Genomic DNA, 18960 nt, shown 5'->3' with positions numbered 1-18960 from the left:
TTAGAAGCACAATGACGAAAGTTACACTCTACATTGCAGCTAGTTTGGATGGCTATATTGCTCGCAGTGATGGCGGAATTGATTGGCTATCAATCCTTCATACAGAAGGTGAAGACTACGGTTACACTGATTTCTACGAATCGATTGATGCGATTGTGTTAGGTAGCAAGACGTATGAAGTAGGGCTTGGTTTTGATGAATGGCCTTATCCAGAAAAAAAATCCTTCGTTTTCACCCAGCGCCCTCTCCAATCTGACCGTGAGGACGTTACATTTGTTTCTGATACAGTGAAGTCCGCCTTAGCAAATATAGAGGCTCAAGGTTATGAAAACATCTGGTTAGTTGGTGGCGGAGCATTAATCAATTCGTTTCTTCAGCACAGCTTGATTGACGAATATATTATTTCAACTATTCCAATTATCTTAGGTGGCGGTATACGCCTTTTCCCACCGCCTAGCCCTGAAGAAAAATTGGAGCTGATTAACTCAAAACAATATTCTACTGGCTTAGTCCAAGCACATTATAGGCGAAAAGAAAACGGTTAAAAATTTATAATTCATAATCATGCTTCAAGTAGTGAGAAGTCCGAGGGTCGGCTTCCAAGGCTCGGAACTTCGCGGAATTCAAACACCACCTGAAACGTCACTGCCGTTATTAGGCATCGGGTATAAACCCTTATTAATTATGGATTACGAATCAGTAGTTGAAACAACCTCAAGAAGCTTCTGAACAGCTTCGCTAAACTGCTCGTAAGGCGAAACTCCTACGATAGTTTCTGCTAAAACACCATCATTAAAGATTAAAACTGCTGGAATACTGCGAAGACCGAATCTTTTGAAAATTGGCTTGTTGCTGTCAACATCTACCTTAACGACTTTGGCGCGACCTTTGTATTCCTCGGCAAGTTGATCCATTAACGGACTGATCAGGCGACAGGGGCCACACCAAGTAGCAGTAAAATCAACAACAACAACTTTCTCTTCACTTCCAGTTAAAACAGTATCAAATTCACTTTCTTGAACGTAAGCAACGATGTGAGTATCTGTAGACATTTTTTAATCCTTTAGTGTCAAACTAAAATTTCAGCAAAAAGCTAACTATACAAACTATACTCCCTTATGCCTGTCAGATTCACCAGTCACCTAGATTGCTAAACCCCCACAGATGACTTTTGCTTAGTAGCGTGAATTTAATAATCTACAACTTTCTTACATAGGGTGCGTTAATGCACCCTACCAACCGACCTAATCCAAAAGGGGTAGAGCCGTCAAGAGTCATTCTCTGAAGAGAATAGTTCTAACAACCCAATTGTGCCTACGAAAAAAGTATAAGTAGCATATTTTATTGGCATCTTTTTTCTTGAAGGGGCATAAAAAGCTGCTATAATACTTTCGAGAAAATGGGTAGTCATAGCAAAACGTTCAATCCAAAAAATTGGATTAAGGCTGCTTGGCAGATTAGTATTACTTATTGTTGCATAAATATTCCATGATTCCAATCCAATTGCGCTTGTTATAAGCATTGTGGATATAATTTTTACAAAAGTAAAAACGTTTCTTTTTATAAGTTTTAAGTTCATAGAATTCACAAAAAATTGTTTAAAATATCCAGCAATACTCGGTGAAGCAACACACAAGTTAATCTGTGAGTACTTACGCAAAAAAACTCTCTCAAACTATTCGCCGTGTTCTCTGTGCCTCTGTAGTAGCCTGTGGCAAACTGCTTTAGTCTAGGTTTTTGCGGTACTCATGTGTAGTCCTATATGTGTTATCTACAATTCCTCTTAAGGGACTTCCAAATAAAAAAATACTCAAAAAACTGACGAAAAAACTCTCTCCTCCTTATTCCTCTGTGTTCTCTGTGTCTGGAGTGGTAGCCTGCGGCAAGCCGATGCAGCGTCTACGTTTATTTGGATAATTTATTTCTTGGAAGTCCCTAAGTCAACCAATCTTATATTATGATTTCCATTTTTGTAAAAGCCTCTAAAAATATGGGCATGGTGTATTAAGCGTGCCATACCCGTAAACACTACCACCGCAAGGCGGAAGTCACGCATTCACGCATAATTGTATTCCGAGCTTCTTGCGCCATTTGAAATGGTATGTTTATTTACGCCGTGCTGTACTACGAGTAATGAAGATTAAATAATTCGTAATTCGTAATACTTCGGCTACGCTCAGTACAAGTTCGTAATTCGTAAATTTTGTTTTGTAATGGGGATTTAACCCCAACACAAAACAAAATTTTTATTGAACCGGGGGACTTAAACCCACGGAACTAGTTAAAACAGTCAACAGTCAACAGTCAACAGTTATCACGGCTTCAGTCGGGGATTTAACCTCGACTGAAACACACCACTCGTATTCGTGGGGGACTCTGACTCCCAACTGATAACTGATAACTGTTAAATCACCAGATATTTAAAAAATGGTAAAAATGTGGAATAATACATAGGTGGTAAGTTTAATTAGATTCCGTAGATTCATAAAAAATATAAAGCTATGATTACTCAAAATTACAATTCAATTCATGTTGAAAATAACTTGCTTAAACAAATCAAGGTTAAAGAAAATCAGCTAAAAATTGCACAAGAATCTAATATGCTCCATGTAGCAGAAGCATTACAAGATGAATTGTTAAAGTTACAAAGTCAATTATCAGAGCCGCAAGACGTTGAAGTTGAAGCGTTGATGGGTTTGCTAGATGATTAATATTGTAAATTTGTGTTGCAAAGTTTATTAAAACACAAAAGCTCTGTAAACCGGAACCAGGGCATACTGATTTTGATGCATGGGGTTCTAAGGTTTCATAAACTCATGATCATTCTTACCTAGTTAAGATATTAGGGTTTTGCTGAGTATGTGGTGTTTTAATCTGCGGTAGTGAATTAATCTTAAGAACAGGTTTAATAGAGCGCAGTTGCCTTTGCCTAAGAATTTGAATTTCTCTCTCAATCGAATTTTTTCCTTGCCTAAAAAAGTCTTGAGAGTTATATGGAACTAAGTCACGGGATAAATGTTGAGCTTGTGCTGGAGTCAAACTAGGAAGGGGTTGTTCAGCATTGGCAGAAGTTTGTATAACTAGTAAAAAAGCTGTTGAAACCACCAAGGGTTTTATTTGTATACATCCGGTGAATATCAGGTTTAACATGATTGATACATCCGTTGCGTGAATGCTGTTTCAAACCATCTTGTGTTGGTCTGATTATAAGTAAAGTATACTTATTAGCTTACTAATTACCTCCTACAAATGGGTGAATTAATCAGCTAAAGCTTTACTGAACAGCAATATTGGCATCAGTTGTCAGAATTCAGTTGGGTAAACTGAGCAGAAATTGTGGATAGCGCAGACTATACTTTTCTTCAGTCGTCTTTAGATGACTTTCGCTATTAGACTCAGAATTCATTCTGAGGCGGGCTAGATGAGAATGATATCAAGTTCGGCAAATCACTTACGATATGTCATTGCGAATGCAACGAAGTGAAATGAAGCAATCGCAAAGGTTTGGGATTGCCACGCTCCGCTCGCAATGACATAAGTATTAAGTCGGACATGATATGAAATAGCTTTGTTAGATTGGGCAAATACGCGATCGCACCCTTGGCAATGCATCACCTAAATTATTAGTTTAGGAATGGTGTCGATATGGCTCAGTGATAATGCTGTAGTAGATACTTCAGTCTGTAGCAGTCAATACTAAATCCTAAAATTGTATTTTATACAGGTAGTATTTACCAAAATAAGAAAGTTAGCAACTTAACTATTGGCTAAACCTTGGTTTGCATAGAGTTGATTTACTAATTTTTCAAAGAAGTTAATATAATTTACACTAAAGTATATCAGTATTTTAACTGTTGCTTTACCTGTTAATACTTACTTAATATGTAGCACAATCTTTTCCATCATCTTACTCATTGTGAAACCTCTTCTACAGACTTACTTAGAACAAGAAATCTGGATATTAGTACGAGACAAGTGGTATTTCGCCACAGTTATCGGAGTTTGGGATGATTTGTTGTGGTTTAAACATAGAACTTACAACAAAGATACAGAGGAGGATACTCTCTGGGAAATGGTTGTCAAAATCAGTGAAGTAGTTGCTATTGATAAAGTTAGGTCTGTTATTAGTAGAAAAGCAGACGTGCTTATTTCACGGCTACTAGAAACTGAGCAAGGACTAAACGATCATCATCAAGATCATGAACATTAATTAGCTCAATAGTAAAATACTTGCTTGTCTCCTAGATGAACGGATAAAAGTTGAGACAAGCAGTATAAATCAGTATGATAAAAGATTGGCGGCTCTCGTAGCTCACTTTGGGTTGGTTGCCGATAGATACATTAAGTTAATCTAGCTTCAAGATTTCTTTTGTAGATAGAGGCGATGCCAACTCTTGGAGAGGCTACGCCTACGCTAAGACAATAAATATGTTTGCACAACGGAGGTTTAATACTAATCTGATAGACTATCTTAAATTTGAAATTATAAAAGCTGGTAGCTCAGGGCTGATAACTAACTATGAGTGAAGCCTTATTCTGTATCGAAAATTTGCGAGTTGCCTATCCTGCGCGGAGTGGAGAAGAAGCAACCTGGGCGGTTGATGATGTATCTTTCAGCTTGCAACCAGGTGAAAGAATGGGATTGGTGGGAGAGTCGGGTTGTGGTAAGTCAACTATAGGACGGGCAGTAATGCGTTTACTACCAGCCTCTAGTCGGATTGAGGGACGGGTGACATTTCAAGGACAATCGGTGTTTGACTTGATGCCTAACCAGTTGCGGAAATTTCGGGGAGAAACGATCGCCTTAATTTTTCAAGATCCCATGACACGCCTCGATCCACTGATGACGATTGGTAAGCATTGTATCGAAACCCTTCAGGCGCACTCACCAGAATTATCAACGCCAGAAGCCAAAGAAAAAGCACTTGCTACCTTGGCAAAGGTGAATATTCCAGCGAGTCGTTGGAATCAGTATCCCCATGAGTTTAGCGGGGGAATGCGCCAACGGGTAGCGATCGCTTTAGCTTTACTCCTGAACCCCAAGTTAATTGTTGCCGATGAACCCACCACCAGTTTAGATGTCACTGTCTCCGCCCAGATATTGAAAGAATTAACTCGCCTGTGCGGTGAAGAAAACATGGGATTGTTGCTGATTTCTCACGATTTAGCAATGGTGGCTGAGTATTGCGATCGCATTGGCGTTATGTACAACGGCAAAATGGTGGAAATGGGTTCTACAGAAACCGTATTTAGACACCCTCAACATGAATACACGCGATCGCTCTTAAAAGCAGCTTTACACATTCAAGCAGTAAATGATAACGGAGAATTGATAATTGCCAATGACTCAGAAAAGCAATTACCGATTATTAATGATAAATCCCCAATTTTGAGTGTCACAGAACTCAAGCAACACTACACCATAGAACCTAACTTTATCGAACGACTGTTTAAGACACAAGCGCAAACAATTAAAGCAGTAGATGGTATCAACCTGGATATTTATCCCGGAGAAATTCTCGGCTTAGTTGGGGAATCAGGTTGTGGTAAAAGTACGCTATCACGAACAATTTTGCAACTAATTCGTCCCACTAGTGGCAAAGTTGAGTTTTTAGGACAGGATTTAACTACACTGTCGCGTCAAGAAATTCGCTCCTCGCGGCGACAGATACAAATGGTTTTTCAAGATCCCCATGCTTGTCTCAATCCAGCCATGACAGTGGGACAAAGTATCGCTGATCCTTTATTTATCCACAATCTAGCCGATCCTGTTAAAGCAAGAGAACAGGTTTTGTGGATGCTAGAGAAAGTTGGGTTAACACCGCCAAAAGTGTATTATGAGCGTTATCCATCAGATTTGTCTGGGGGACAGCAGCAAAGAGTTGCGATCGCTCGTGCTTTGATTACTCACCCTAAACTTTTGATCTGCGATGAACCCGTGAGTATGTTAGATGCTAGCGTGCAGTCCCAAGTGCTGGATTTGATGTTGCAATTAAAGGAAGAGTTTGAATTAACTTATCTGTTCATCACTCATGATCTTTGGTTAGCGAGGTTTTTGTGCGATCGTATTGCCGTGATGAATGGCGGTAAAATTGTCGAACTTGGTCTTACAAAAACCATTTTTGCTAATCCTCAGCACCCTTATACCAAAACCTTACTAGCTGCTGCCCCCTTACTAGCACGCGCTTAACCAAACAAAGTGAGGAGTTATGAATTACTAACTCCCCACTCCAAACTCCTAACTCCTAACTCCAAACTCCTAACTCCTAACTCCTAACTCCTAACTCCTAACTCTCTTCCCTCCCCTCAAGTAATTTAGTTGGTTCTCCAGTCCAACCATATAGCTCAACATATCTTTTAAACAGCAATGCAGTCTCGTGATTTGGAGCTTTGCTTAAATTGAATAAACGCCCTATATTTTTATCAGCTAAAGCTCTTAGATACGGCAAATCTTCAAATAGTGTCAAACAAGAAGCAAAATGCAATATTATTTGTAATAATGGCTTTGGCCATTCTAAATCACTATAAATATCTATAAAGAACTGATGCTCTAAGTCATTTAACGGAAAAGCATGAAATATAACAAATATCCTTTTGTTATTATAGACTGGAATACTGAGTTCAACAGTGTAGGGAGTATGTAATATTAAATCTACCTCTACAATCGGTTGACGCCAAATTCTCAAAGCATTAGCTGGCGAATCTAATATTGTTTGGAATTTAATTATTCCACCGGTATTTGTGGGCTGAAAGTGGCTAATTTGAAAAATTTTCAGGTTATTAAGGCTAAAGCTATGAACTGTTTCCAAATGCCTTAAATTCAATAAATGATAAATTTGGCAAATATAAGGAAACGGTAAAATATACTCCTGGCTAATCATGTGGAGCTTTTTTAATTGAAGCTTGTTAGCTTGAGTACGAGCGAGATATTCTTGATATTGACTGGGGCCTAAATCATTGCTGTTAAAGCTTTCATCAGGCTTGAGATATAGCCAACTTACAAAAAAGAAAAAGGTTGTAAATAGCTGAAATATTTCTATAGGAGATAAATAACCATCAGCAAATACAGCTATGCTTCTATCGGTTATTCCAAAAAGCCAAGATGGAATACCAAATAGCCAGATATTACTTTTGATTTTATCTATAAAAAGTGCTATCTCAACATTTGAGACATAGCTACCTTGATTTAGACTTAAATTATCATTTTTTTTTAAACAATTAAGAAACATAGTATTTTTATTTTACTTAATAGTAGGAATTCATAGGATTTAGATTTATCTTAAGTTTAAATCAAAATATATAGTTCCAACCTCTATCTTTAGTTGTATATACAAATTTGATTTACTCAGATGCGCTTAAACTAAGTTCTCATGAGCCAGGCTAAATAATACAAGTCATTGTTATATGCATATTCAGCTAGAATAAAATTCTTTTAAATCTTGCTATTAAAGGATTCGATATTGTATTCTCTGATGCATAAATTAAAAGTAACAACTTTGCTACAAAATTTCTGCTAGCTGAGTACAAAAATTTAAATTATCTCAATTTTACAAAAGCGGTATATAGATATTTAGATAAAAAAGTTGATTTTTCCTGATATGAGAAATTTATCTAATACCGTTTCTTTGTTAAAGCTGCATATATTTACCTCCCGGCTACGCCGTCCCCCCTTGCCAAAGGGGACTATCGCAACTATGGCTCTCCTTACCAAGAGGGAGACGCCGATAGGCAAAGGAAATTTGTGTAACTTCATAGAGAAACGGTATTGAAGCATTAACAAGAATTATTTGCAATAATTTCTTTAATGTTGTAAGCTTTTCTCAAATATATTGAATATTTTTATCAATAAGTTTTTACAGGAGGTTTGACACACTGGTAAGCCTGGCTGGAAAAATCAGCTGGAATCAGATATAGCAACTTGTAATTATTAGTTACAAAAATTATTAATTAGTGAATTGAGAGTTTATTCTATTTACAGGAAAATCAGCATGTCTAAACTGCCGGATGTTCTTTGGTTAAATACAAGCCCTAGTTTGCAATACTTTGCTCAACCGTTGCTTTGTTATTTATCATCTCAAGTGACAATTCAAGAGTGGAAATATTGCCAAAGTCAAGATGAAGTAAGTTCACTAGATGCTGCTGTTGTTCTGCTTCATGACTATCTCAAATCTTACAATCGGCCTGTTCACCTGATTGGTCATAGTACAGGAGGATTACTAGGGCTACTCTATAGCCGTCGCTATCCTGAAACAGTTAAGTCTTTGACGCTATTAGCCGTGGGTGTTGATGCAGCGGTTGATTGGCAAGCTCATTATTATATTCACCGTCAGTTTTTAAGTCGCCAAAAACTTTTAACTGATATGGTTTACAACTTATTTGGTTATCAAGATAAATGCACTCTCAAGAGTCTGACACATCTTCTGGAGCAAGACTTAGATTGTTCGCTGTCTCCTCATTCTCTGTTTGAGAGAGTGAGTATAAAGGCAAACACAGTTCCAGTACCTTTGATGGTTTGTAGTAGCTTAAACGACATTGTTGTGGAACCAGAGGCACTGCAAGGATGGCGATCGCATTTGAAGGAGGGCGATCGCCTCTGGTATTGTTTAGAAGGAGGGCATTTTTTTCACTTTTCCCAGTATCAGCTTGTAGGAGAACAGCTACTCGACTTTTGGAAGTTTATATATGTGTCAGATTCGCTGTATGCCTGTTTGCGACTTTAAGTATTAGATGAGAATATATCTCAAGAATGATGCGCCGAGTCAAACAATTGTGAGAGCTTAATCGTGTCCTAAATTATTTCAGGAAAGTCTAACAAATGGTTGTAGCTTTAGATGATACCAAGCGTAGCGCGATTGCTACAGAACTAGCAGATTTGAAAGCTATACAAGAGTTGCTAATTGCTAATGAACAAAAAGTACTACCTGCCGTAAGCAACGATCAAGAAATTAGCAAGCGCCTAAACGACTTTCTCAAAGATGACCAAGAAAATCTCAGAGTAATCGAGGAAGTCATCTCTAAATTTGGTGGTGGCTCATCCCAGCCTAGAGACACCATACGGCAGTACGTCGAGCAAGTAAACCGTATAATAGATGGGAATGAGCTGACACTTTACCAAAAGGTTTCTATTCACGAAAGGATTAAGCACCAAGCCGTAATGACTGGCTTAATTATCCATAAGGCTTCACAGGTGGTTGGTGATGATGTCAAAGAAGCTATTGGGCCACTTAATCAAGTGAACTTTGAGAATCGTGCCCATCAAGAACAGTTGAAAGGTGTGCTAGAAGTGTTAGGTACAAGAGAACTTACAGGTCAAGACCCAGATCAAGGTGTTTGGGCGCGGACTCAAGATGCTGTTGCAGCTTTGAGAGGTGTATTTGATGGTCTAACAAAGTAGAAAAGTAGGCTGTTAATACAATGCACCACTCGCTTAACTTTCAGTTGAGTAAGTAGCAATTAACAAATAATCCGAATAATTCCTTGTGATTTAAGGAAACTAACAGCGATCGCACTCAGTTTGAGATAAAAACTGAAATGCGATCGCTTTTTTTAGGAAAATATCTCGGAAACTCAGAGAGGTTAGGAGATGGTTGATCAGACATATACAGCTGATGTCTTAGTTGTCGGGGGTGGAACCGGAGGCACTGCGGCTGCTATCCAAGCAGCGCGACGGGGAGCCAAAACGATTCTCGTGAGTGAATTTCCTTGGTTGGGAGGAATGCTGACTTCGGCTGGAGTATCTGCACCCGATGGCAACGAATTAGAAGCCTTTCAAACTGGGTTATGGGGTGCATTTTTGCAGGAATTGCGACAACGACAGCCCGGAGGATTAGATAACAGTTGGGTAAGCTTTTTTAGTTACGATCCTCGGATTGGGGCAGAGATTTTTGCAGATTGGGTGCAGGAATTGCCAAATCTGCACTGGATTTCTGGACAAGTGCCAATAGATGTGTTCCGACAGGGTGATTTTATTACTGGTGTCCGCTTTGCTGATTTTGCTGTCACAGCCAAAATTATTCTCGACGGCACAGAATTGGGAGATTTATTGGCTTTAGGTGAGATACCTTACCGCTGGGGCTGGGAATTGCAATCGGAGTGGGGAGAACCCAGCGCTCCAGTGGCTTTTAACTCTTTAACCACCAGATATCCGGTGCAAGCGCCCACTTATGTAGTGATTATGCAAGACTTTGGTGAAGCGAACGCCCCAGAAATCCCAGCTGCACCTAACTATAATCCATCCCAGTTTACAGGTGCTATGTATGGCTATGGAGCAGAAACATTTTTAAATTATGGACGTTTGCCTTGTGGCCGATTCATGATTAATTGGCCACTTTGTGGCAATGACTACGGCGAAGGAGTAGGGCGATTGATAGAGTCAGATGTATCCAGAGGTGAATTCATCCAAGAATCTCGCTGGCACAGCCAAAATTTCGCCCATTTTATCCAAAATCAGCTTGGTCGTCGCTATGGTTTAGCAGAAAAAGTATTTCCTCACGCCCCTACAGCTTTTGCACTGCATCCCTATTACCGGGAAAGCCGCCGCCTAGTGGGGCTAACTACTGTCCGAGAACAGGATATTTTGCCGATCGCTGGAGGTAAAGTTGCATCTATATATAATGATGCTAATGATGCGAGATTTTGCAAAGCGTCTCCGATAGGAGAAGCGTTCGCCTTTGGCGTTTGCGTTCGCGAAGCGTCTCCGATAGGAGAAGCGATCGCAATTGGTAACTACGCCAATGACCATCATTATCCTGGTGTTCAATTCCCACTGCAATCTAAATCGATCCGTTGGGGGGGACGCTGGACTGGAACGCCCTTTACAATTCCCTACAGTTCCCTCATTCCAGCCACGACAGATGGTTTCTTAGTTTGTGAAAAGAATATTTCTGTCTCCCACATTGCCAATGGGGCCACCAGATTACAACCTGTGGTTATGGGCATTGGTCAAGCAGCAGGGATGGCAGCAGCGATGTGTGTTGAGTTAAACTGCCAGCCAAGGGATTTACCTGTTAGGGCGCTGCAAACGGCTTTATTGGAAGATAATCGCTCAAAAGCAGCAATTATTCCTTTATTTAATCTTCCACCCAATCATTCGGATTGGCTGCATTGGCAACTGTATTACTTAAATAACCCACAAGCCTATCCAGCTAGTGGTGATTGCCCTTGCCCATCGTCGAGTGAGTATCCTGACTCTGCTTTTGGCAAGGGATTAATGCGGGAAAGTAACTGTTTCAAAGGCATTTTCCACCGCTTGGATCAGCAGGAGTACAGATTCACTGTCACAGCACCAGCTGCATCTCAAGGGCAAAATTGGCAGCTTGTGACTTTGCGATCGCATATCGACGAACAATTACGCGCTTATCCTCACGAACAATTAATTACATTGTGGGGTCATCAAAACCACTTTGGTAATTGGTTATTAGTCGAACATTTAAACGGAGGATAAGAAGAGTTTATTTTCAGTAAAACAGAATACTTTTTGATGAATTGTCCGGATATTAATCAAAAAGCTAAGTATCAGTGAAGTGGAGAGTTCCAAAATAGACATCTGCTATGCGTGCTGCCATTTCTCTTTTAGTCTCAAGTCTGATGTTCGGCCCCTTAGCTTCTAACTGCCAAGCAATGGTCAATCACTTATCCTATGGGCTGCCTTCCACGCCTGCTTCGGAACAGTGGCTCTCGGCGGCATCTGAACAAGCTTCAGATGATGCGCCACGTCATCGCGGTAGTGGGCGTAGAGAAGTGACGCAAAAATCCGGAAATACCTATGTTGTGGTTTAACTACCGTAGGTTAATACCTTTTTTTTCAAAGGAAACAAAGTACCAGAAAACACAGTGTTGTGCTAACATCGTTTACACAGCTTTTCTGGCAGATATATACAGTTGACACACGAAAATCTTCAGCGATTGCTTAGTATTTCAACTGCAAGCTTTGTATATATAGTTGGCGTCAATCCTAGCGATCAAAACGCAAATTAAATTAAGTGCTTTGCTCAACAGCATCACCAACTTCTCAAAAGTTACACAACTGTTGCTCATATTCGGTGGGAAGCTTTGCGTCTCAATCCTCAACTGTTTTAGAAATAGATAGGCTATCAGTTAATCTAAAGCACATCTAATTCAGACATTTTGCTTGTTAAAAAAACAGTCTTAAGGCAACTTCACTTTCTTCCCAAATAGGTTTTCTCATATATTGAGTAGCTGGCTATCTACATCAGGAAATAATTGATCTTCGCTTTGGCGTTTTTTGGCGTGCTTTGCCGAAGCATAAAATTTCTTGCGCTGCATCTGAGCTTATCTAGAGCATAGATTCGCACAAGTAATATAGGTTTATTGCACTTGGCAGCGAATCTTACTATTCGACTTACTCTTGCCCCTGGTTCCTTCTTCTTGCAGATGGCTGCCGACGAAATAAATATTAAGAAGGATCTGCTAGCTCCTCTTAGTTCTCTTCAATTATTCTACACCCAAGGGCAGATGCAAAATTTTGCATTTGCCCTTTTAAGGTAAAGTTTATTTAAAGAAAAGGGAATGAGAAGGTTTTATCTCAAGCTGGCTTATGAGCAATGAAATACTTGCTCATAAAATGGACTTGCATCTCAATATTCTCAAAGCCTACTCTCTGTAAACGTTCTAGCAGGTTATCAGTGGTGTAATGCTTGTAATAGGGTTCATGGAAAGTTTCAGGGAAAAAATCCATCATATATTCCAACTCAGGTGAATCACTCAACTGAATTGAGTCACAGATAATAAAGACTCCTCCTGGTTTTGTTACCCGGAAGCATTGCTCAATGACTGTCTGACGTACAGTTGCTGGTAACTCATGGAAGAGAAAAACAGAAGTTACAGCATGAAAATAGTTATCTACATAGGGTAACTCTTCGGCATTGGCTTGTAAAAGTTGCGGCAGTTCTCCTGGAATTTGGGATAATAGTTCATTTGCTTTACGCAAATAAGCTGGTGACAAATCCGTGCCAAACAGAGATGCTTGAGGCAAGGCTGCCCGAATCAACTTTAGAGTTCGCCCAGTTCCACAAGCTACATCCAAAATACGGGCTTGCCGTGGTGCAACCGAATCAATTGCTTTCAGCCCTTGCTTAAGAGGAGCGAGAATCCGCCGCCGCATCGCATCAGCTGCCCCACCAAAAAGAATTTCTACTTGTAAGTCATATAAATTGGCTGACAAGTCACTCAAGTAGCCATTGCTTTGGTGATGGAAGTTCTGCACGTAGTAGCTGGGATAACCATCTTTGTCAATTTCGGGCGAAAAATCTTGGTAATTCTGTTGTTTAACCCGCTCCCACATTTGAGGGAAATCTAACCATACCAACGGATAGTAGCGGAAAAAGTCATCCCAAGGGTTGTCAAACAATAAACTTTCCGAGTATACACCTTTTTGGGTATCTTGCCAGTCTGCTTCTAGCAACTGATTCAATCTCTGTTGAAGTTTGAGTAAAAGCTCATTCGGGATGGGTTTGGTCTTTTGTTCAAGTGTCGGATACACCAGGTTCCTCAACCGTGAACTTAATATTTTGTGAGCCAGACCAAAGTAATTTTTGCTCTGCTGAAAGGTTTGATAAGTCAGCTTAGTTAAACTCTCAGGCATAAAAGTAGCTCAAGTTTTGATTATTTCTATGTAAATAATTGTAACGAAAAAATTACCTGCGTTGGAAAGGTAAAGGCTCCCAGATGAGACAAATCTGAAGCCAGATGATTTTAGCCATGAAAGGTAGATTAGGGAAGATTTTTCCAGGTTTGGGAAAAAATACCTAATATTGTCAGCAAAAGCAAATATAAATTTATGTAAAAAGTAGCTTATGTTACAGAATTTTTGCTATATTAGTCTTGTGAGGAACAAATAAATTATATATTCACAAAATAGAGAGGACTATGGTTATGTCTATCGCAGATAAATCTCGTGCGTTAATGGTGCGTGAACATCAGCAAGTCAAGAATCGCCAACAATCAATGCTGATGCGGGCTGCACAAGAACTTGGTCTTCCTGAAGAAGCATCCCACTACTGGAACCCGATTCAAGGGAAGGTAGATGCCAACACTCGGATGATTTATGGGCCTAGCCATGCTTCCATGAGCTAAGTTTCAAGAGTTTTAAGGTTGATTTTTTGAGTGAATGTCTCAACTGACAACTCTGGAAAAAAAAGCCACCCTAGAGTACAGGGTGGCAAAACTTATATACTTAGATAGATACGGTACTTAATTAAGCATCGTAATAGAGGTAAAACTCGTAGGGATGAGGACGCAGCTGCAACTGCTTGACTTCGTTACCTAGCTTGTAATCAATCCAATTTTCGATAAAGTCTTCCGTGAATACGCCTGATTCTGTCAAGAAGGCGTGATCTTTTTCTAGTGCTTGCAACGCCAGTTCTAAAGAACCTGGAGTTGAAGGAACCTTTGCCAGTTCTTCTGGAGAGAGTTCATAGATATTCTTATCTAAGGGTTCACCAGGATGGATTTGGTTTTTGATGCCATCGATACCAGCACAAAGCATTGCAGCAAATGCCAAGTAGGGGTTAGAAGTAGCATCTGGACAACGGAATTCTAAACGCTTGGCTTTGGGGTTAGTGCCAGATAAAGGAATACGGATAGAAGCAGAACGGTTACCTTGGGAGTAAGCTAAGTTTACTGGTGCTTCATAACCAGGTACTAGGCGCTTGTATGAGTTGGTACTAGGGTTAGTAATTGCCAATAGCGCTGGTGCGTGTCTGAGAAGACCACCAATGTAGTACAATGCCATGTCACTCAAACCGGCATACTTATCACCTGCAAACAGAGGTTGGCCGTCTCTCCAGATGGACTGGTGACAGTGCATTCCCGAACCGTTATCGCCAAAAATCGGTTTTGGCATGAAGGTGACAGTTTTGCCGTATTTCTTGGCAACGTTCTTGATGACATATTTGTAAATCATCAACCAGTCAGCCGCTTCGATTAATTTACCAAAGCGGAAACCTAGTTCGCACTGACCACCAGTGGCAACTTCATGGTGATGCTTTTCAATGGGCACACCTAATTCTGCCATTGTCAACAGCATCTCTGTACGGATATCTTGGAAAGAATCCGTTGGTGCGACTGGGAAGTAACCTTCTTTGAAGCGTGGTTTGTAACCTAAGTTGGGTTTTTCATCTGTACCGACTTTACCGGAATTCCAAGCACCTTCTTCGGAGTCTAAGAAGTAGTAGCCTTCGTTGGCGGTTTGGGCAAACCTAGCACTATCAAAGATAAAGAACTCAGCTTCAGGGCCAAAGAAAGCTGTGTCACCAAGACCAGTAGAAACCAGGTAATCTATTGCTTTTTGGGCAATAACGCGTGGGCAACGATTGTACCATTCACCCGTGCGGGGTTCTTTAATACTACAAATTATACTTAGCGTTGGGACATCCATGAATGGGTCGATCCAAGCAGTGTTGGGGTCGAGTACCATCGTCATGTCCGATTCGTTGATCGCTTTCCAACCCCGAATGCTGGAACCGTCAAAAGGTACGCCATCAGTGAATGCAGTCTCATCGATTTGGTTCTGGTACAGTGTGAGATGCTGCCAAGTCCCTACTGTATCGATGAATTTGAGATCAATGAGCTGAATTTTTTCATCTTGAATTTTCTTCAAGAGTTCTTGTGGTGTTGTCATTGTTACTCCTTCTCTACCAATTTCCTAAAGTAAACCAGAATCTTACATTGCATCCTAACCCTGCTGATCTCAATCAGGCCGTGACACACCAGAAATATCTTAAATACTAGACATTAGCTGATTTTGTAGTTTGTGTTACAGATATCTGGATTATCAGGTTATATTAACCTTTCAGGGATCATCTGTACAAAACTGGAAAGTTCATCATATAGGGGTCAACTTTGGCATAGAATCCATAGATAGTGGATAAATTGTTTTTGTGCCGAATCTATTTTTAATAGCACAAAAATTTACTGGTGCATAAGTGCAGCCAAATAAATATCAAACCATAAATAGCAATGATTGGGAGAAGAAGGAATGCGCGATGCGGTAACAAGTTTAATTAAGAATTATGACTTAGCTGGTCGGTATTTTGACCGAAATGCGATCGATAGCCTGAAGTCTTACTTTGACAGTGGTACAGCACGAGTACAAGCGGCGGCGGCGATAAACTCTAATGCAGCTGCACTTGTCAAGCAAGCTGGTTTGCAGTTATTTGAAGAATTGCCAGAATTGATTCGTCCCGGTGGAAATGCCTATACAACTCGTCGTTATGCAGCTTGTCTGCGGGATATGGACTACTATCTGCGCTATGCCACCTATGCGCTGGTTGCTGGAAACACGAATGTATTGGATGAGCGTGTGCTACAAGGACTACGGGAAACTTACAATTCTTTAGGAGTGCCTATTGGCCCTACAGTTCGTGGTATCCAGATTCTCAAGGATCTGATTAAGGAACAAGTAGCAGCAGCAGGTGTGGGTAATACTGCTTTTGTGGATGAACCATTTGATCACATCACACGCGAGTTGAGCGAAGAGGATATTTAGTTATTCAAGAACAAGTATAAAATATAGCGATCGCACTTTTGTCTGTGTTGGGAAAGAGCGATCGCTTTTTTATAAACTCTACCAGGCGTTGACAAGGACTTTATCCAAGTTTTCGCCGCCAAAGGGCAATATCACGCCTCTCTAAAATAATTTTGCTAGATTAAAGCTGTGTTTTTGAAGCTATCTTCGACTAATGCCTGCTAGAGATATCTATCATGCCGCAGTTATTAAAGCACTGACAGCAGATGGTTGGACAATAACCAACGATCCATTATACCTCGCATACGGGGGTAGAGAACTTTACGTAGATATTGGAGCAGAAAGAGTTACCATTGCTGCTGAGAGGGATAATCAAAAAATAGCTGTTGAAATCAAAAGTTTTCTGAGTCCTTCTCCAGTGAATGACCTCTCACTGATGCTGTAGGACAGTATGAAGTTTATCGCAGCGTGCTAAAAGAACTACAACCAAAACGCCAACTTTATTTAGCAGTTCCCAAGCGAGTCTATGAAGGTATATTTTCCGAACGCTTTGGTCAGCTAATTCTTAATAGTATAGGAATAAACCTGATTGTCTTTGACGAGCAACTAGAAAGGATTATCAGATGGATAAGCTAGCTCGATATCGTGAAATTATTCGTCAGTTGATATTTGACTATGCTAGTCACAAGCCTGCTAACGGTCAAATAGAGACAGAAGCTGTTATTGACTCCGAACGAGACCACTACGAAGTGTTACATGTGGGTTGGGATGGAGTGCGCCGCGTACATGGTTCGGTGGTACATATAGATATTATTAATGATAAAGTGTGGATTCAATATGATGGTACTTCCCAGCCAGTAGCGGAGGCATTATTAGAAGCGGGTATTTTGCGCGAAGATATTGTCTTGGGTTTCCATCCAGTTGAACTACGGCAATACACGGATTTTGCTGTATCTTAATTATCTTAATGTTGTGTATTTCCAAAGAATAATACATTAAGTAGCGATCGCTCCCAATCGCTTATTTACTCATTGGACTGCTCACAATTTCTCAAGTTTTACAAGACCGCCTTCGATTGCTTCTACCGTTAATCTGTAACCTTCCATCAGTGACATACCGACAAGTGGATCTGACTCAGCTTCATCAATCGGAATGGTTAGTAATTGCTCATCCCAGACAACAATAGCTTCATAGACATCAAACACACATTCACTACCATCTCCCAGAATTGCTCGTCCTCGCCTTTTCCAGGGTAGCTCTAATCAGCAATGAAATCGGGCGGTAGGGATAACCAGCCATTAAAACCTGTATCAACAATGGCGGTTTGCTCATGTACTTTAGCATCAGCACCACAAATACGTAGAAGGATAATTGGCTCGTAGTCAGCATTCACACTTCCAATAATCATTTTGTTTTGTGGATGCGACCAGCCCCGAACCGACGGACATAGCGAGAGCCAACACGCACAAACCAGATTTGTGCATCTGGGTAGCGAGTTTCAAGACGCTTCGAGGCATTCATTTCATCAGTATCCATTTCCCAGCCACCTGTCTCGATGTCGATCGCTACAATCTTGCCATAATTATTTGCTTCGACTTGTGGGCGCACTTGAAAGTCATATATCTCATCACCGCGACGAGCAAATTCTTCTTTGCTGTAACGAGGTTGTCGTAATGGCATAATAAATCTTCCGTAGTCTTAAACCACTGGTTAGGAAAGAAAAAGTCCTCTAACGTTTATTGTAAGCTGGATAGTTAAATGAGACTGGCTAAGGAATGCGATCGCTAGAGAGACTTAACGGAAAAAGTCAGAATTCACGAAGATTTTCAAAATTCCTATAAAAGGAATGCGATCGCCAGATTAAACGCATTAGCTTATCTTATCTGTACTAGAACCGTCATAAGCCACAATAGAAGTTGCCGATGTTTGAGGCGCTGATGATGGAAGAATTATTAACCCTGAAAGACTTGCTTGTTAAAGGCGATGTTCAAGGAGCATTGATTATAGTTGAAGAATTAACAGAAATGAGCCGAAATGACATAATCAAGACGATTCGTAGCTATGCAGTTATTTTGCTGTTGCATCTGATTAAACAACAAGCTGAAAACCGCACGACTCGCTCTTGGGAAGTCTCAATTCGGAATTCGGTTCGGGAAATTCAACGGGAAAATAAGCGGCGTAAAGTGGGGGGTTATTATCTCACGCCAGAAGAATTGTTAGAAACCTTAGCAGAAGCCTATTTAAATGCCGTTGATGAGGCTTCCTTAGAAGTAGAAGAAGGTCGTTATGAAGTTCAAGAATTAGAAAAGCTGGTTAACCAAGAAGAAATTATCAATCGTGCTTTGACTTTAACGTGTCGCGGAAGTCCCCACCTTCAATGTACTCATAAGGTGGGGATAGGGAGCGGGGGATGAGGATTGCATCTGGAATTGATTTTTTGCATAAGCAAAAACAAATTTCGGATGTATGACGAA

General features: G+C 40.4%; 24 protein-coding genes. 14 read left to right on the top strand and 10 right to left on the bottom strand.

Going from position 1 to position 18960, the window contains the following annotated elements; translation table 11 throughout:
* The first annotated feature begins 11 nt into the window (after window positions 1–11).
* Window positions 12–545 (top strand): dihydrofolate reductase family protein, encoded by a 534-nt coding sequence (locus LC586_RS28765; RefSeq protein WP_229488628.1) that lies wholly within the window; start codon window positions 12–14, stop codon window positions 543–545.
* 144 nt (window positions 546–689) lie between these two features.
* Here the strand turns inward: LC586_RS28765 and trxA are convergent, their stop codons facing one another.
* Window positions 690–1052, bottom strand: a complete 363-nt coding sequence (gene trxA / locus LC586_RS28760) for a thioredoxin (RefSeq protein WP_229488627.1) — start codon at window positions 1050–1052, stop codon at window positions 690–692.
* A 215-nt stretch (window positions 1053–1267) separates the two neighbouring features.
* On the bottom strand, window positions 1268–1579 hold the full coding sequence (locus LC586_RS28755) for a hypothetical protein (RefSeq protein ID WP_229488649.1): 312 nt from the start codon (window positions 1577–1579) through the stop codon (window positions 1268–1270).
* Between the two features lie 922 nt (window positions 1580–2501).
* On the opposite strand from LC586_RS28755, the gene LC586_RS28750 reads away from it, so the two are divergent.
* A complete protein-coding gene (locus LC586_RS28750; protein ID WP_229488626.1) occupies window positions 2502–2711 on the top strand; it encodes a hypothetical protein in 210 nt (69 codons plus the stop codon).
* A 115-nt stretch (window positions 2712–2826) separates the two neighbouring features.
* Here LC586_RS28750 and LC586_RS28745 read toward each other — a convergent pair whose 3' ends face one another.
* Window positions 2827–3150 carry a hypothetical protein gene (locus tag LC586_RS28745; protein ID WP_229488625.1) on the bottom strand — a complete coding sequence of 108 codons (324 nt, stop codon included), beginning with the start codon at window positions 3148–3150 and terminating at the stop codon, window positions 2827–2829.
* 766 nt (window positions 3151–3916) lie between these two features.
* Between LC586_RS28745 and LC586_RS28740 the strand changes: the two genes are divergently transcribed.
* Both LC586_RS28740 and LC586_RS28735 read left to right on the top strand, forming a co-directional pair.
* Window positions 3917–4210 (top strand): hypothetical protein, encoded by a 294-nt coding sequence (locus LC586_RS28740; protein WP_229488624.1) that lies wholly within the window; start codon window positions 3917–3919, stop codon window positions 4208–4210.
* Between the two features lie 309 nt (window positions 4211–4519).
* Window positions 4520–6190, top strand: coding sequence for a dipeptide ABC transporter ATP-binding protein (locus LC586_RS28735; RefSeq protein ID WP_229488623.1), 1671 nt, complete (start codon window positions 4520–4522; stop codon window positions 6188–6190).
* A 97-nt stretch (window positions 6191–6287) separates the two neighbouring features.
* Here the strand turns inward: LC586_RS28735 and LC586_RS28730 are convergent, their stop codons facing one another.
* Window positions 6288–7229 (bottom strand): hypothetical protein, encoded by a 942-nt coding sequence (locus LC586_RS28730; RefSeq protein WP_229488622.1) that lies wholly within the window; start codon window positions 7227–7229, stop codon window positions 6288–6290.
* A gap of 759 nt (window positions 7230–7988) precedes the next feature.
* On the opposite strand from LC586_RS28730, the gene LC586_RS28725 reads away from it, so the two are divergent.
* From LC586_RS28725 to patX, 4 genes are all read left to right on the top strand, one after another.
* Window positions 7989–8720, top strand: a complete 732-nt coding sequence (locus LC586_RS28725) for an alpha/beta fold hydrolase (protein WP_229488621.1) — start codon at window positions 7989–7991, stop codon at window positions 8718–8720.
* Between the two features lie 95 nt (window positions 8721–8815).
* Window positions 8816–9394 (top strand): hemerythrin HHE cation-binding protein, encoded by a 579-nt coding sequence (locus LC586_RS28720; protein WP_229488620.1) that lies wholly within the window; start codon window positions 8816–8818, stop codon window positions 9392–9394.
* Window positions 9395–9583: 189 nt separating this feature from the next.
* Entirely contained in the window at window positions 9584–11443 is a 1860-nt protein-coding gene (locus tag LC586_RS28715; protein WP_229488619.1) for an FAD-dependent oxidoreductase, read from the top strand.
* A 107-nt stretch (window positions 11444–11550) separates the two neighbouring features.
* Window positions 11551–11778 carry a heterocyst-inhibiting protein PatX gene (gene patX, locus LC586_RS28710; RefSeq protein WP_372478252.1) on the top strand — a complete coding sequence of 76 codons (228 nt, stop codon included), beginning with the start codon at window positions 11551–11553 and terminating at the stop codon, window positions 11776–11778.
* 766 nt (window positions 11779–12544) lie between these two features.
* Here the strand turns inward: patX and LC586_RS28705 are convergent.
* On the bottom strand, window positions 12545–13603 hold the full coding sequence (locus LC586_RS28705) for a class I SAM-dependent methyltransferase (protein ID WP_229488617.1): 1059 nt from the start codon (window positions 13601–13603) through the stop codon (window positions 12545–12547).
* Window positions 13604–13893: 290 nt separating this feature from the next.
* On the opposite strand from LC586_RS28705, the gene gifA reads away from it, so the two are divergent.
* Window positions 13894–14094 (top strand): glutamine synthetase inactivation factor IF7A, encoded by a 201-nt coding sequence (gifA, locus tag LC586_RS28700; protein WP_100899525.1) that lies wholly within the window; start codon window positions 13894–13896, stop codon window positions 14092–14094.
* A 121-nt stretch (window positions 14095–14215) separates the two neighbouring features.
* Here the strand turns inward: gifA and glnA are convergent, their stop codons facing one another.
* On the bottom strand, window positions 14216–15640 hold the full coding sequence (glnA, locus tag LC586_RS28695; protein WP_229488616.1) for a type I glutamate--ammonia ligase: 1425 nt from the start codon (window positions 15638–15640) through the stop codon (window positions 14216–14218).
* A gap of 357 nt (window positions 15641–15997) precedes the next feature.
* Here glnA and apcB point away from each other — a divergent pair, with 357 nt between their 5' ends.
* Window positions 15998–16507: an allophycocyanin subunit beta gene (gene apcB, locus LC586_RS28690; RefSeq protein WP_229488615.1), complete on the top strand. Its 510-nt coding sequence runs from the start codon at window positions 15998–16000 to the stop codon at window positions 16505–16507.
* Here the strand turns inward: apcB and LC586_RS40865 are convergent.
* On the bottom strand, window positions 16504–16629 hold the full coding sequence (locus LC586_RS40865) for a hypothetical protein (protein WP_267921739.1): 126 nt from the start codon (window positions 16627–16629) through the stop codon (window positions 16504–16506). The genes apcB and LC586_RS40865 overlap by 4 nt on opposite strands.
* Window positions 16630–16700: 71 nt before the next feature.
* On the opposite strand from LC586_RS40865, the gene LC586_RS28685 reads away from it, so the two are divergent.
* Genes LC586_RS28685 through LC586_RS28675 form a run of 3 tightly spaced genes read left to right on the top strand, consistent with a single transcriptional unit; the run spans window position 16701 to window position 17445 of the window.
* Window positions 16701–16931: an element excision factor XisH family protein gene (locus tag LC586_RS28685; protein WP_229488614.1), complete on the top strand. Its 231-nt coding sequence runs from the start codon at window positions 16701–16703 to the stop codon at window positions 16929–16931.
* 23 nt (window positions 16932–16954) lie between these two features.
* The gene (locus LC586_RS28680) at window positions 16955–17122 is read left to right on the top strand and encodes an element excision factor XisH family protein (RefSeq protein ID WP_229488613.1); all 168 of its coding nucleotides are present in this window, start codon (window positions 16955–16957) and stop codon (window positions 17120–17122) included.
* Entirely contained in the window at window positions 17110–17445 is a 336-nt protein-coding gene (locus LC586_RS28675; protein WP_229488612.1) for a XisI protein, read from the top strand. Before LC586_RS28680 ends, LC586_RS28675 begins: the two co-directional genes overlap by 13 nt.
* 81 nt (window positions 17446–17526) lie before the next feature.
* Here LC586_RS28675 and LC586_RS28670 read toward each other — a convergent pair whose 3' ends face one another.
* From LC586_RS28670 to LC586_RS28660, 3 genes are read right to left on the bottom strand one after another with little or no spacing between them, the layout of a single operon-like run.
* Complete coding sequence (locus LC586_RS28670) at window positions 17527–17691, bottom strand: hypothetical protein (protein ID WP_229488611.1); 165 nt, start codon at window positions 17689–17691, stop codon at window positions 17527–17529.
* A 53-nt stretch (window positions 17692–17744) separates the two neighbouring features.
* Window positions 17745–17894, bottom strand: coding sequence for a pepsin/retropepsin-like aspartic protease family protein (locus LC586_RS28665; RefSeq protein WP_229488610.1), 150 nt, complete (start codon window positions 17892–17894; stop codon window positions 17745–17747).
* The gene (locus LC586_RS28660) at window positions 17891–18166 is read right to left on the bottom strand and encodes a hypothetical protein (RefSeq protein WP_229488609.1); all 276 of its coding nucleotides are present in this window, start codon (window positions 18164–18166) and stop codon (window positions 17891–17893) included. The genes LC586_RS28665 and LC586_RS28660 overlap by 4 nt, the downstream gene beginning before the upstream one ends.
* Before the next feature lie 260 nt (window positions 18167–18426).
* Here LC586_RS28660 and LC586_RS28655 point away from each other — a divergent pair, with 260 nt between their 5' ends.
* Window positions 18427–18900 carry a DUF29 family protein gene (locus tag LC586_RS28655; protein ID WP_229488648.1) on the top strand — a complete coding sequence of 158 codons (474 nt, stop codon included), beginning with the start codon at window positions 18427–18429 and terminating at the stop codon, window positions 18898–18900.
* The last annotated feature ends 60 nt before the right edge of the window (window positions 18901–18960 follow it).

It is taken from the genome of Nostoc favosum CHAB5714 (genome assembly GCF_020829495.1).
GTDB classification, from domain to species: Bacteria; Cyanobacteriota; Cyanobacteriia; order Cyanobacteriales; family Nostocaceae; genus Nostoc; species Nostoc favosum.
Note: the sequence above shows the minus strand (reverse complement) of the source record. Positions and strands in the feature narration are given on the sequence as shown.